The organism is Bacteroides sp. An269, assembly GCF_002159755.1.
Lineage (GTDB): Bacteria > Bacteroidota > Bacteroidia > Bacteroidales > Bacteroidaceae > Phocaeicola > Phocaeicola intestinalis.
On record NZ_NFJG01000004.1, the window covers coordinates 57,411 to 72,118 of the forward strand.

A 14,708-nucleotide genomic window follows, 5' to 3' on the forward strand; every position below is an offset into this window, starting at 1 on the left:
AAAAAAGAGAAGCCACCCTTACAAGGTGACTTCTCCCATTGTTATCATTTATTAATCAAAACACGTCTTATGACCGATGATTAATCGTTTACTGATGCCATGTGAGCAATCAGATCCAATACTTTGTTAGAGTAACCGATTTCGTTGTCATACCAAGAAACAACTTTAACGAAAGTATCAGTCAAGTAAACACCTGCGTTTGCATCGAAGATAGAAGTCAACGTGCAGCCCAGGAAGTCAGAAGATACAACTGCATCTTCAGTGTAACCCAGAACACCTTTCAATTCGCCTTCAGAAGCTTCCTTCATAGCAGCGCAGATAGCTTCTTTAGTAGCCGGTTTAGCCAAGTTTACAGTCAAGTCAACAACTGAAACATCCAAAGTCGGCACACGCATAGAGATACCAGTCAGTTTGCCGTTCAGTTCAGGAATAACTTTACCTACAGCCTTAGCAGCACCTGTAGAAGACGGGATGATGTTGCCAGAAGCAGCACGGCCACCGCGCCAGTCTTTCATAGAAGGACCGTCAACAGTCTTCTGAGTAGCAGTAGTAGAGTGAACTGTAGTCATCAAACCGTTTACAATACCGAACTTGTCGTTCAATACCTTAGCAATCGGAGCCAAGCAGTTAGTAGTACAAGAAGCGTTAGAAACGAACTGAGTACCCTTAACGTAAGTCTTTTCGTTTACACCGCAAACGAACATCGGAGTAGCATCCTTAGAAGGAGCAGACATAACTACGTATTTAGCACCAGCCTGAATGTGAGCTTGAGCTTTTTCCTGAGTCAGGAACAAACCAGTTGATTCAACAACGTATTCAGCTTCTACTTCATTCCATTTCAAGTCAGCCGGATTCTTTTCTGCAGTTACGCGGATTTCCTTACCGTTAACAATCAATTTGCTATTTTCAACGTCAGCTTCGATAGTACCGTCGAACTGACCGTGCATAGTATCATACTTCAACATGTAAGCCAAGTAATCTACCGGGCACAAGTCGTTAATACCTACGATTTGGATATCGTTTCTTTTTTGAGCTGCACGGAATACGAAACGGCCGATACGACCGAAACCGTTAATACCTACTTTAATCATTTTGCTTAATTTTTAAAGGTTTTATAATAATGTTATAAACACTCTCTGTTTTCGGTTGCCCCAGCAAGAAGTCTGTTCTTTCTTTCTGACTGCGTTGCAAAAATAAGCAATTCTTTCATAAGTTGAGCACGAAAAGTATTAAAATTAAGAAAAAAACAAGTTACATTTTACCACTTCTTCCTTAAAAGCTCTGCTTTCCACCTCCGAATATATCATTTTGCAATCCCTACTTTACATGGCAGGATTTTTCCCATCAGAATGACAATCGCATTGTACAACGCACACCATGCGTCTGTATATCGGGATTATCGCGATAATTCAGACGCCATACATAATCCAGACGGAGAAACTTGAAGATATTCTCTATACCTACACTGGCTTCCATATAAGGAGCACGCCCCAGCTGTGAAGTCTCTTCCGGAAAACGGAACAGACCTTCACCATTTTTTACAGGATTGTTCTTATCTGTCAAGTGTCCCCATAATCCACGAAAGCAAAACACCTCACGCCACTTCAATTTCTTAATCAGCGGAATGCGGTTGAACAAATTTCCATTCATATAATAAGTAATGTCCCACGAAGCATACTCATCATTTATAAACTCCATAGCATTCATGTTCGTATAAGTTTCGGGTTGGATGGTATAAGTAAGGTTGGCATTAGGCAATATCAGAAGCGGATAAGGCACCTTGTTCCATACCTTGCCTGCTTTAAGAATAACATCCAGATAGCCGAACGCCGAAAACCAGAAACGTTTCTGCATGCCGACATCCGTACGCTGATAAGTGTACGACGACCCCAGTACCCCTTTCTTTGCCATCACGTGACTCAAATTGAATATCAAGGCATCAAACGTAATCGGAATGCGCTGCGTACGGGTCTGGTAATATTTCTCGTCCTTACCATAACGCAATTTGATTTCCAGTTCCGTCATGTCATAATGATTACGTGGCGTTACGCTTCCGTCTGTCCCGATGCAATCGAAAGGAGCATATGGCGTGGCATATTCACGCCGGTTACGGAGAATCACGTTATACGAAAACCCGTTGTAATGTTCGCGTGTATAAGTCAGTTCGGCATTCCGCAAGTATGTGGCACGCGTGTCTTTCTTCCGGCGGATAGCAAGCATCACATTGTCTTTGCTGGTATACATGTAATTCTGCCCCAGCTTGTTGATATCATACATATACTCCAAGCGAAGGGAATGCATGGGATATTCCATGCGGTACGTCTGGCGAGGATTGAACGAATATTCCACCATGGCATCGTATTTTATCTTCTTGTCGCGCGTGCCATACGCAGCATAGCCTTCAAAGAACCAATGCTTGTCGAAAACAGGAGTCGTACCTCCACCTACACGAAAACGTGCACCTTCGATGGCATTGCCGTTAATGGTACTGTTCATCGGTCCTAAATCGAACCAGTTCTTCCGGGAATCTTTATTAGTAGGAATATAACCTGAAACCAAAGTTGTCACCACCTTTTCGGTCACATAAAAAACAGGAATCGACCGAAGCCTCTTCATCAACTGTTCTACTGAATTGGGATTTTTCTTGCGCGCAACTTGCGGGCGATGTTCTTCCCAATAATCCTCCGAACGGCTATAAGCCTCTTTTTGCGTAATAACCGGTGCACTTTGAGCAAAAATCTGCCTTTGTCTGTCATCGGGAGGAAGAAATGAATGATGATCGTATACTATCAGCCGCTGGGCATACATGCCTTTCGATTTCTCACTCAGTTTAAAGTTTACCCGGATATCATCTTTCTTTAAAATACGGATATTGGCAGAATCCCGTTCGAACACCTGCTCAATAGTCATACCTGATACAAAATTCAGGTTGATGTCTTTCGGAACATTAAGTATCACTTTCTTGACAAAATAGGTAGAATCAAGCGTAACGAACAAATGCCCCGTAAAACCGAACGACTCGGAATTGAAGGGCACAAATCCCAAATCTACACATTTACGACCTTCCACCTGAAGCGTATCGAGCAAATAATACTTATAAAATCCCGGTCCGAAAGTAGATAGTGGACTGACAAAACGCTGAAGAAACAATGAAACATTATTCTGGAAAATATCCACTTCCTGAAAAGCTTCGCTCAGGAACTGCTGTACCCCGTCACGCGAAAACACTTCATCTACTCCCGATGACTTACTTCCCATCAGCAAACGTTTCTCCGACTTGGGGGACTTCCGGTAATATACCTTCTCCAAGCGTTCTTTTTCTGACAAAGGAAGTACCGTAGTCCCTACTTCAAGTGTATCAATAAACTCGGCAAGAAAATCAAATTTTCCTATTTTCCCACTCTTTTTGGGCTTTGGCTTATAATCATTCATAGCAAAGACCATTTTCTCATATTGGTCATAACTGAAATAATCTTGATTACGCGGGTCATTGCTCTCGCGCCGGTCAATCACTTGTCTGGCAAACCGCACTGCAGGATTATCCTTTCTCCTGTATCGTTCACGTTTCGGCTTCACCACGATATCGCTCAATGTGACACCACTCGGTATCAAGGCTATGTCAATCCGGTTGATTTTCCCCAGCTGAACCGTAATATTACGGGTATCGTATCCCAAATAAGAAACCTGCAGGCGGTTGACCGATACAGATGTAGCCAAGCGGAAACGCCCATCATCTCCGGTACGTGTACCGGCAGAAGTACCTTCGAGCATCAGCGAAGCGTATGGCAATACTTCTCCGGTCACCGAATCACGCACGGTTCCTTCGATAACGGTCTGTTGCCCGTAGGAAACTACCGGGAAACACAACATCATTACAAGCCAGACAATTTTCTCCTTCATATTCTCCTTATTATAAATACTTCACCTGCCAGGCTTCGAAATAAGCAGGCTTTTCCACCATCAGTTCCCCCTGTGCATCGATAAACAACTGCACCGTGGTGCCCTCGGCACAAAGCGTATGGTCGCTTGCACGAAAGACCTGATACATATAATCCAATCTTGCACCGGGCTTGTACACATAGCGGGTATGTATTTCGACACCATCGTTCAACAAAAGCGGAGCATAATAGCGGACACGTAAATCATATACAGGCGCATAAATGCCTTCCCGCTGCATATCGGCATATCCGATGCCCGGATAATGCCTGCCGAAAGACTCTCGTCCGTCTTCGAAATATGTCACATAAGAACCATGCCATACCCGGCGCATCGAATCGATTTCGCTAAACTTCACTTGCACCTGGCAAATGTCCAACAACTCTTTTTTCATATCTTATGGAAGTTGAAATGCTGTATCCGGCACATGGGCATCCAACATAAAACCGGAAAAGTCATAACGGGTATAGTTCTGCCCCCGTTCATTCATCTGCAAGCTCTTACACTCTCCTTTCTGCAAGTCGACGGTCAGTACAAAAGAAGAAAACAACAATCTGCGGCGCACCTTGTTTCCTCCATCTACCCGAGGTGTTACTGTCAAGGTACAAAGACCATCTTTCTCTTCCATTTTCACCTCTGCCAGTTCTTCGGGACTAACCGAAATATCCATGCCCAGCACCATTTGCTTGAACACCTCTACCAGCGATTCGAATTGAGCTTGTGTCTGCCCTTTTGCCACGCTTTTACGTCCCGATTCTACCATCGTAAATTCATTGCCTTCCATCAGCAACATATCCTTATCTCCTTCGAAACGCATGCACATCCGTCCGGGAGCCTTGAAATAAAGTTTCCCATCCAATCTGGCATCTTCTGCAAAAGCTACATTGTGCTTGATACGCACCACAGAAGCCGTAAGCGTATGCACACTTCTATACTTCTTCATGACTTGTGTCATGCCGGCACCTTGTGCCCACATAAATGTAGTACATGCCAGCAAAAATACCGATAAACATACCAGCCATCTTTTCATCGTTGTTCTCATGTATAAAGTCCTCCATCAATTGATATTACCTCTCCCGTAATGTATCCGGCTTCGGGCGAAATCAAAAAGCCGACCAATGCCGCCACTTCCCGGGTCAAGGCATATACATCCGTCTGTAGTTCCATATATGTTCTGTCTTTAAATTAACTATATTCTATTTCTGTATCACTTGCTTCCATATCCAATCCCGTCCTATAATTTCCGCACACGTGAAAAGCGCGGTCATAGTTACACCTTGCACACCATGCACCATCAGGCTTTGTCCTGTGAGGAACAGGTCGGGAATGGGCGTACGCACCGGAAGCATCCCTCCAAACGGACTGTTGAAATCTTTCCGCATGCCGTAAGCCGACCCGTCGGGAGTATGCACATAGTCACGGTATGTAAGCGGAGTACTGGTATAACATTGCACGACCGCTCTCCGCAAACCAGGTATACACGATTCGGCCAATGTCATACAGGCATCTGCCATACGGAGTTTCATTGCCTCATACTCCGGTCCTCTCTTACCTACTTGGGTAAATATCCATGGACGGCACAGACTCCAGTCCATCGGAGCCAATAAATCGATTTGCCGCACATACTCTCCTCCATCGTCCGGAACATGACTGGCTGCCAATACTCGGTCAATTTCTCCATCTGACGGATATGTCCAAATATCAGGATGCCGATATACATAGTAATTCCAGTTCGCATAAGGCAATGCATGAGGTTTCAGGCACAACGATACCGTAAACATCCCATTGGTGTTTTCCTGCCGGCATATCCGGTGACGATACACATTCTTCAGCAATCCCCCTTGCTTCAACATCCGGCACATCTCTGCCGGATGGGTGGCACAAATGAATTGTATCCCTTCGTAAATTCTTCCGTCCTTACACCGGACTCCCGTCAGTTGACCTTCCTTTTCCAGTAATTCATCTACTTCCGCATTACATATCACCTCGCCTCCCTGCGAACGGATTTGTTCTGCCAACGCCTCTGCTATCAGCGAACCACTGCCTGCAATCCGCCAACTACTGCCCACATAACCACAATAGCCATGAGCAAATGTAAACAACGGCAATGTGTCTTTTCTCAGTTCCATCTTCAGTGAAGCACCACTCAGCACGTCGACCAGCAAAGAATCGTCAAACTTCTCCTGCAGATACCGGTACGCATTGGTCTCCAACATCCAAGTATGGAAATCCATATCCGATGAATGAGGGTTCAAGGCATTCAGCTGCATTTCTTCCGTCCGCTTCAACAAATCAGCATATTGGTATAAGGCATCTCTTTTCGCCGGAAACTCATCGGCAAGCATTTGGGCAAACCGGTCATAACCTTGTGCCAGTGCAAAGGTACGCTTTCCTATCATCACACGGTCGACCACCTCATCCATGCGCTTCCACGGAAGTTTCATCAATCCCAAATAGTCGAATACCCGACGCAAGAGTTGTCCTTCCTCCAGTCCTCCCACATAATGGAACCCTGTATCAAACTCCATTCCTCCCCGGCGATAACTCTGGATACATCCACCTGTATGCTTTCCTTTCTCCAGCACGAGCAGACGTTTTCCCGCCCGTGAAAGGATACAGCCACACACCAGTCCCCCCAGTCCGCCTCCTATTATTATAATATCGTATTTCATTTCTTCTTCTGAATCATTCTGAACACAGCGGGCTGTAGCACATAAGAGATAATAACAGCCGCCAGCAATCCGACCAAGGTAGAGAAGCCCACCGAACGGATTGCCGGATGTACCGCAAACAACATCGAGCCTACAGTTACCACTAATATAACCGCACTGAAGAAAATAGCGGTTTTATGGTATCCCAGCAATCGCGTGTCGCGTTCTTCTCCTATCAGTCCACTCATGACAAAGATGCTATAATCCACTCCGATACCAAAAATAAAAGTAGAGATAATGATGTTGATAAGATTAAAACTCATATCGAACAACACCATCATTCCCAATACAATAAGCCAACTGAATACAATCGGCATAAATCCCAGTAACGTATACCGGATATTCCCCCTGAAGCTGAAAAACAAGACCAGCAAGACAAAAAGCATAGAAACCCATTGCAATACACTGAAGTCATCGTTCAATTGCATCAAAGTATCCGTAGTATAATAATAGGTATCCAACACCAACATGTGAGGCTGTGTTGCAATAGCATCGCAAATACGATGATAATCGCTCGTCTTGCTACGCACCGTATCATTGGCGCATCTCACCGACGTAAAACACAGGTATTCGCCATTATACGATTGCTCCATTAATGTAGACTGATATCCTGCAGGGATGATACCCGCCTCATACAAGGCATCCGGATGATAATCGGCAGTAGCATATTCGAAAAACAAGTCAAAAGCTTCGGGACGCAAGCCAACCTGAGGTGCCGTACGGGTAATCAACTCGTGCACCCGTTTCAGACGGTCTTCGTTCCAATATGCTTTCCAGGCATCTATACGTTCTTGTTGCACACGTAAAGGAACGAATATCCGGTCGGTACGTGTATAGCCTTTCACCAGTCCTGCCTGCTGAAGCGAATCCAGTTTCCGGGCCATTCCGGCAAAACGCTCCACCGCCTCTTCCTTCGTAGCTCCAGAAGTGGCGAAATATTTCTCTTTATCGCCCGTATACGTCTTGCTTCGCAACAATTCTTCCGAATAGGTGGTAATATCTGCCTTATATCCCAGGTTATGCATATCAGCATCAAAACGTGTGCCTCCGGCCAGGTAAAATCCGATACAAGCCACAGTTACCACCAGAATAACAATCAATAAAGGTTTGCTTCTGTCGAACGGCACTGCATTGATACGGTCAATTAAGGCAAAGGCACGCCGGTTCAACTTATTTCGCTTCGGACTTAAGAACTGCGGCAAATAGATCAAGCTGAATGCCGTAGTGCCCAGAATGGCGAAAGTGGCAAAAAGTCCGAAGTCCTGCAACAACTCGGTACGAATAAATACTACTCCCATAAACGAGCCAATGGTTGTAAGACAACCCAGACACACCGGCTTGACTTCGTCACGCAAGACCTGTTCGGGATTACCAACATACTTATAATGGGTGATGATGTGTAACACATAACTGAATGCCACACCCAAAATAACCGCTCCGATACCCAATGCCAACAATGAAAATTGTCCCTTGATGAAATACATCAAAGCAAGTCCGAATAACGTTCCGAACAGGACGGGCAAGACCAACAAAGGAAGTGTATCCCAATTGCGATAGCAAACAAAAATAAAAGCCAATACGAAAAGCAACGAACCGGAAAGGGTGCCAGCCAAGTCCGACTTGATTTGTTTCGAATTATAAAAGCCACTGGCAGGCGTACCGTGATAAGCTATCTTGATGTCAGGAGCCGTCTGGGCAAATTGAGCTATCTGTTCATTCAACATCGTAAACAAAGCAGAACCTTGACCTGTATTAGTTGCCGAATAGCGGGGCGTAATAAATGCCACACACACCGTAGAGTCACTTACGAAAATATGCCCGTCAAGGATTTTATAACCTCCTTTTTTCTCTCCAGCTGATGCCGGCAAGAATTGCTCCTTCAGAAGCATACGCATACCTAGCGGATCCATCTGGATAAGTTCGGGATATAACGTGCCTATCGGGCTGAGCAAATCCTTCCGATTCATCTCCATCTGCCGGCGAAAATGCTTTTCGGTCAGCATCGTGTCGATGCAGGCATAAAAGCTTGTATCGATATAAGCAGGAAAATGTCCACTCAGGTAATCAATGGCATCCGGCAAGAGTTCTTCAGGCAAACGGTAAAACACATCCTCTATCACCCGGTGTAATGAATCGGACAAGGCATCCTTAGCCTGCAACGAATCAATAAAGGCATCACACACCTCTGCCATACGTTCGGTAGAAACACCCTCTTTGCCTTCGAACACCAAAAATGTCTTGTCCTTAATACGCAAGTTGGCAAAAGCCAGCTTGGTCGTACCATCTTCGTTTTTCGAAGAAGGCATCAGTTTATTGATGTCCTCCTCCAGATGAATGCATGAAGCACAATACCCAAAGAAAGCAAACAACACAACCAGAGATATCCAACACACCATACGATGACGCCGGAAAAAACGATAAATTCTGATGCAAAGTTCTGTCATTTCTCTATCTCTCCTTTAAATTCCATATACGTAATACCTGCATCGGATAGAGTAGCGGTCAACAGGAACCTCCCTTCCCCCAATACCTGAAAATGCAGACGGAGATCCAATTCGGGACACACATCGGGAGATGCCAGCGAAGTAAACCGGCATTGTTTAATGAAAACAATAGATACACATTTGCCTACCGCTTCTTCCACACATTCTTTCATCATCTCGATATTACATGCCCCCGGACATACAGGCCTGCCGGGGAAATGCCCCCGATATACATCGCATCCGGGCAACAAAGCAACATGAAAAAGAGCGTCTTCGGCTCCATAATGTGCACTATATACCTTATAATAATTGTTTCTGAGTAACATGTCTCAACTCTCTTAAATGGATATTTTCATCTGAGTATCTGCTACCGGAGTACCGTTGCCGGAAGTCTCTCCTCTTACCAGAGTGATGCCTTCCGCTTCGGCTTCTATTGTAATCCGGGTATGCAGGATTTCTCCCGTTTGCGGACAACGGTAGCAATGGAATTTCTTCACTTCACCAATATATCCTACCGGAGGTTCGGAAGCTCCGGCCTGCAAAGCCCAATAACCGGCAAAAGCCAAAGCCGACTGAGCAATATGCTCAATGATTCCCGCCTCTTCCAATCGTCCGTCCGGAGCAACAAAAAAATTGTCCGGACGGATTTCCAACGAAGTTTCCGCATACGCATGCTCCACCTTATCCAGCCTGTCGACCATGATTATCGGCTCACGTTGTGGAACCAACGCCTGTATATCCACTTTCATCATGCCGCAGGCAAATGTGATTCGATATAATCATACAAATCGGTAAACGTCTGTATCTGACGCAAATCCGAAACAGGAATCTTCACCTGATAAGTCTGCTGGATAAGTGCCACCAGGTCTACCAGACTCAGACTGTCCAGCGAAAGGGTTTCCTTAACATTTGCATCGGGAGTCAATGTAGATGCTTCTACTTCAAATTCTTCTGCCAACAACGTGTTGACTTTTTCAATGATTTCTTCGCGTGTCATAACTTAGTTTTTATTTATTTATTTACTTAATTTATAAATCATCATACAAAACAGCTCCATCGTATCCGTCATCCCTCATTCCGGACAATCAACGTCGAATTTGTACCTCCAAAGCCGAACGAGTTCGACAAGAACATATCGAAATGTATGGGACGCGTCTCCGGAAGCACATGAATACGGGCTGTATCTTCATCGGGATGCTCGAAATTGATGTTTCCGGCTATGAAATCATTCTTCATCATCAGAATGGAATAAATCAGTTCACTGGCACCAGCCATCCACATCTCGTGCCCTGTCTGGCTCTTGGTGGAAGTGACCGGTACCGGAAGCTCACCAAACACCTGTGCTATCGCCAGTGCCTCCCGGCTATCACCGATACGTGTGGAAGTGGCATGAGCATTGATGTAACCTATCTCATCGGGAGACACGTTCCCATTCTTCAGACACAGTTCCAGCGAGCGTGCCGGACCTTCTACATTGGGAGTAGATATATGCGCACCGTTGCCCGAGAATCCCCAGCTTACGACTTCGGCAAGGATAGGAGCACCTCGCTTTACAGCATGTTCGTAACTCTCTACAATCAACGTAGCTGCCCCTCCTCCAGGCACCAGACCATCCCGGTCCTTATCGAACGGACGACTTGCCTTGGCAGGTTCGTCCTCACGTATGGAGAACGACTGGATGCCATCGAAAGCCGCCACGCCATACATATTGGCTTCTTGCGCTCCACCGCACACGATACAATCCTGCAAGCCATTTCGAATAAGCAAATACGCAAGTCCTACCGACTGGGAGCCTGAGGCACAAGCGGCGGATGCTGTCAGATTGATACCTTTCAATTTAAACAGACAAGCAAGGTTCATAGTCACGGTAGAGTTCATCGACTGGAAAATGGTACCGCTTCCACATGCCGCCGTATCGTGAAACTCACGAAACTTGTCAAGCCCGGTCATAGTAGCTTCAGACACCGAATCATTTCCATAAATGATGCCTATTTCATGCTGCTCGATATAGTCAGGCTCCAGTCTGGCCTGCTCCAGTGCCGCACGTGTAGCCATATAGGCATATTGCGCCTCTTCGGGCATAAACTGACGCAGATTGCGCGACACAAAAGGTTTCAAGTCGGGTTTGGCTATCTGTGCACATAAAGCCGAACGGAATCCTGCATCCTTACGTTCAGGGCTGAATACGATTCCACTTTTTCCTGTATACAAAGACCGGCACACTTCATCCAGTGTCGTACCCAGACACGACCAGATACCCATACCGGTTATTACTACTCTTCTCATATTCTATCAGTTTATTATTTTATTCCAACACTTTCCGATAACACCGCCTCCTTTTCACGATTTCCGGATGTAGAGGTTTCCATTGTGAAAGTTCCTTTACATTTGTTTCCAATTGCGGTCCTGTTTCTGCCCAGGTGAAGCCATACTTGTTATAGACCGGTATCAGATCAGCAAAAAACAAGGCATTCACACCCAATCCCTGGTAATCAGGGCGGACAGCTATCAGAAAAAGTTCTGCCTTCTCTTCCCGTTTCCATTTCAATGCACGCAGCAACGGATACCATCCCCACGGGAAAAGTCTTCCACCTCCCTTCCGTAACGCATTCGAAAGACTGGGCATCGTTATCGCTACGCCTACCAGCTCACCTTTCTCATTCTCTATCACAGGAAGCAACTGCAAGTCAAGCAAAGGCAAATAACGTTTCAGATAGCCATCTATCTGCCTGTCCGACAATTCGGTATATCCGAATAAAGGAGAATAGGCAACATTCAATAAATCGAATACTTTCTTACCATAATTACGTTCTGAAATGTCGGCCGAAGTCAGCTTCCTTACCTGCAAACCAAACATTTCTTTCGACAATTCCGCCACACGGGCATATTTAGGTGGAATCTCCTCGGGAACCTGTACACGAATCTGAACCCAATCGACTTCTTTCTCATAACCCAATGCTTCCAAATGACGGGGATAATACGGATAATTATAGATGGTAATCATAGAACTGACCTGCTCGAAATCATCCACCAGCATACCTTCCTTGTCAAAGTCGAAAATTCCCATCGGTCCCTGTATCGCATTCATTCCCCGTGTCCGCCCCCATTGTTCTACAGCACGAAGCAAGGCTCCCGCCACCTCAATATCATCGACAAATTCAATAAAGCCGAAACGCACGTTACGCGTATGCCACTTTTCGTTGGCACGATGATTAATGATGCCGGCAATCCTCCCTACCGTATCTCCATGACTATCATAAGCGATGAATGGCTGAATATCCGAGAAATCAAGCCCCGGATTTTTCCGTTTGTCGAACGTCTCACGTATATCCATATCCAAATCAGGCACATAATAAGGACAATCCGCATACAACCGATGGGGAAACCGTACGAAATCGTCCATTTCACGCCCGGTCTGAACCTCTTTTACTATCAATTTTTCCATAACGATGACGAAATTATAAAAGGTGAACCTAACCGCCAAAACCAAGTGTGATATTGACGAACTTTAGTGAAAAAAAGAACAAAATTCATCCGGAAAGCCTCCTTATTCCGATAGTTGCAAAGAGGATAGGCTTACATTTTTCCATTTCAGAATAACGATTCAAAACAAATTAATATGAATACGGACACTTATACTATATGTGGTGAGAAAAGGCACAATTTCATACCACGCATGGTATAAAAAACATACGTGCCGGAAACGATGTCCTGCAAAAATAAACCTCCGCAAAAATTAAACACGTTTGCGTTGGAATTTTCAACGCCCTGTTTTCAATTCTCAATTTAAATGAGTACCTTTGCCCAATCTTTCAATTTTATACAGAACTGAATATGCAGGAAAAGATTATTATTCTCGATTTCGGCTCGCAAACCACGCAGCTCATCGGACGCCGCGTGCGCGAACTGAACATGTATTGCGAGATTGTTCCCTACAACAAGTTCCCTTTCGGCGACCCTTCCGTCATTGGTGTGATTCTGTCGGGAAGCCCTTTCTCGGTTTACGATGAAAAGGCTTTCAAAATCGATTTGAGCAATATCCGTGGCAAATATCCGGTTTTAGGCATCTGCTACGGTGCACAATTTATGGCATACACCAACGGAGGCAAGGTAGAACCTGCCAATACCCGTGAATACGGACGGGCACATCTGGCTAAGTTCGACCACGATAATCCGTTGCTGAAAGATGTCCGTGAAAACTCGCAAGTATGGATGAGCCATGGAGACACCATTACGTCTCTACCCAAAAATTTCAAGATTATCGCCTCTACCGACAAAGTAGCAGTTGCCGCTTATCAGGCAGAAGGAGAAAAGCTATGGGGGGTACAGTTCCATCCTGAAGTGTATCACACTGAAGACGGCACACAAATCCTGAAAAACTTCGTAGTAGACATCTGCGGAGGCAAACAAGACTGGAGCGCGGCGTCATTCATTGAAACTACAGTTGCGCAACTGAAAGAACAATTAGGTGATGACAAAGTAGTACTCGGGCTAAGCGGAGGTGTTGACTCATCAGTAGCAGCCGTGTTGCTCAACAAAGCCATCGGCAAAAACCTGACTTGCATCTTTGTCGACCACGGTATGTTACGCAAGAATGAATTCCGCAATGTACTTCATGACTATGAATGCCTTGGCCTGAATGTCATCGGTGTTGATGCCAGCGAAAAATTCTTTACCGAACTGGCAGGCGTGACCGAACCCGAACGCAAACGCAAAATCATCGGCAAAGGATTCATTGACGTATTTGATGAAGAAGCGCACAAAATACATGATGTGAAATGGCTGGCGCAAGGAACCATCTACCCCGACTGCATCGAATCGCTCTCCATTACCGGAACAGTAATCAAAAGCCACCACAACGTAGGCGGATTACCCGAAAAGATGAATCTGAAACTTTGCGAACCACTCCGTCTCTTATTCAAGGACGAAGTACGCCGCGTAGGCCGTGAACTGGGTATGCCCGAACACCTCATCACTCGTCATCCTTTCCCCGGACCGGGACTTGCCGTACGTATCCTGGGCGACATTACCCGCGAGAAAGTACGCATCCTTCAAGATGCCGATGATATTTTCATCCAAGGTCTACGCGATTGGAAAACAAAAAATACTGAAGGCAAAGAAACTGCGCTCTACGACCAAGTATGGCAAGCAGGTGTCATCCTTCTACCTGTGCAGAGCGTAGGTGTAATGGGTGATGAACGCACCTACGAGCGTGCAGTTGCACTACGTGCCGTAACAAGCACTGATGCCATGACAGCCGACTGGGCACACCTTCCTTATGAATTTATGGCAAAGGTATCGAATGACATCATCAACAAGGTGAAAGGCGTAAACCGAGTTTGCTACGATATTTCATCGAAACCACCTGCCACAATCGAGTGGGAATAAAAAAATGAATGTCCATCAGCCGATACATATCTTCGTTTTCAGGAGATATGTATTGGCTAATCAGGACATTCATTAAGAAGATGTTTTGAATTTCTCCAAAAAGTTTTTCTTGGCTTGATGTATCCGTTTTCGTGTGTGCTTTGGGCGATTTTTTGGTCCTTTCCGCTCCTGTTCTTCGTCAGATAGCCCG

At 45.4% G+C, this 14,708-nt stretch carries 12 protein-coding genes and 1 pseudogene; 1 reads left to right on the forward strand and 12 read right to left on the reverse strand.

The genetic code is table 11. The features are described 5' to 3' along the window. Positions 1 to 80 precede the first annotated feature (80 nt). The 12 genes and pseudogenes from gap to B5F71_RS02150 form a co-directional block, all read right to left on the reverse strand. The gene (gene gap, locus B5F71_RS02095; RefSeq protein WP_013617444.1) at positions 81 to 1,091 is read right to left on the reverse strand and encodes a type I glyceraldehyde-3-phosphate dehydrogenase; all 1,011 of its coding nucleotides are present in this window, start codon (positions 1,089 to 1,091) and stop codon (positions 81 to 83) included. A gap of 253 nt (positions 1,092 to 1,344) precedes the next feature. Further along, the gene (locus tag B5F71_RS02100) at positions 1,345 to 3,900 is read right to left on the reverse strand and encodes a DUF5686 and carboxypeptidase-like regulatory domain-containing protein (RefSeq protein WP_087207435.1); all 2,556 of its coding nucleotides are present in this window, start codon (positions 3,898 to 3,900) and stop codon (positions 1,345 to 1,347) included. A gap of 10 nt (positions 3,901 to 3,910) precedes the next feature. Continuing rightward, entirely contained in the window at positions 3,911 to 4,330 is a 420-nt protein-coding gene (locus B5F71_RS02105; protein ID WP_022041023.1) for an acyl-CoA thioesterase, read from the reverse strand. A gap of 3 nt (positions 4,331 to 4,333) precedes the next feature. Continuing rightward, positions 4,334 to 4,966: an outer membrane lipoprotein carrier protein LolA gene (locus B5F71_RS02110; RefSeq protein WP_087207437.1), complete on the reverse strand. Its 633-nt coding sequence runs from the start codon at positions 4,964 to 4,966 to the stop codon at positions 4,334 to 4,336. Between the two features lie 8 nt (positions 4,967 to 4,974). Next, positions 4,975 to 5,067, reverse strand: a pseudogene (locus tag B5F71_RS02115) (SDR family oxidoreductase); the annotation flags it as partial. Between the two features lie 65 nt (positions 5,068 to 5,132). Further along, positions 5,133 to 6,608 carry an NAD(P)/FAD-dependent oxidoreductase gene (locus tag B5F71_RS02120; RefSeq protein WP_087207439.1) on the reverse strand — a complete coding sequence of 492 codons (1,476 nt, stop codon included), beginning with the start codon at positions 6,606 to 6,608 and terminating at the stop codon, positions 5,133 to 5,135. Beyond that, positions 6,605 to 9,091, reverse strand: a complete 2,487-nt coding sequence (locus B5F71_RS02125) for an MMPL family transporter (protein WP_087207440.1) — start codon at positions 9,089 to 9,091, stop codon at positions 6,605 to 6,607. Before B5F71_RS02125 ends, B5F71_RS02120 begins: the two co-directional genes overlap by 4 nt. Beyond that, positions 9,088 to 9,456, reverse strand: coding sequence for a hypothetical protein (locus B5F71_RS02130; RefSeq protein ID WP_022041018.1), 369 nt, complete (start codon positions 9,454 to 9,456; stop codon positions 9,088 to 9,090). The genes B5F71_RS02125 and B5F71_RS02130 overlap by 4 nt, the downstream gene beginning before the upstream one ends. A gap of 12 nt (positions 9,457 to 9,468) precedes the next feature. Then, positions 9,469 to 9,882: a beta-hydroxyacyl-ACP dehydratase gene (locus tag B5F71_RS02135; protein WP_087207442.1), complete on the reverse strand. Its 414-nt coding sequence runs from the start codon at positions 9,880 to 9,882 to the stop codon at positions 9,469 to 9,471. After that, complete coding sequence (locus tag B5F71_RS02140; protein ID WP_022041016.1) at positions 9,879 to 10,127, reverse strand: acyl carrier protein; 249 nt, start codon at positions 10,125 to 10,127, stop codon at positions 9,879 to 9,881. Before B5F71_RS02140 ends, B5F71_RS02135 begins: the two co-directional genes overlap by 4 nt. Before the next feature lie 68 nt (positions 10,128 to 10,195). After that, positions 10,196 to 11,416 carry a beta-ketoacyl-[acyl-carrier-protein] synthase family protein gene (locus B5F71_RS02145; RefSeq protein WP_022041015.1) on the reverse strand — a complete coding sequence of 407 codons (1,221 nt, stop codon included), beginning with the start codon at positions 11,414 to 11,416 and terminating at the stop codon, positions 10,196 to 10,198. Positions 11,417 to 11,435: 19 nt separating this feature from the next. Further along, positions 11,436 to 12,575 (reverse strand): N-acetyltransferase, encoded by a 1,140-nt coding sequence (locus B5F71_RS02150; protein ID WP_087207443.1) that lies wholly within the window; start codon positions 12,573 to 12,575, stop codon positions 11,436 to 11,438. 389 nt (positions 12,576 to 12,964) lie between these two features. Here B5F71_RS02150 and guaA point away from each other — a divergent pair, with 389 nt between their 5' ends. Continuing rightward, positions 12,965 to 14,518: a glutamine-hydrolyzing GMP synthase gene (guaA, locus tag B5F71_RS02155; RefSeq protein WP_087207445.1), complete on the forward strand. Its 1,554-nt coding sequence runs from the start codon at positions 12,965 to 12,967 to the stop codon at positions 14,516 to 14,518. Positions 14,519 to 14,708: the final 190 nt, after the last annotated feature.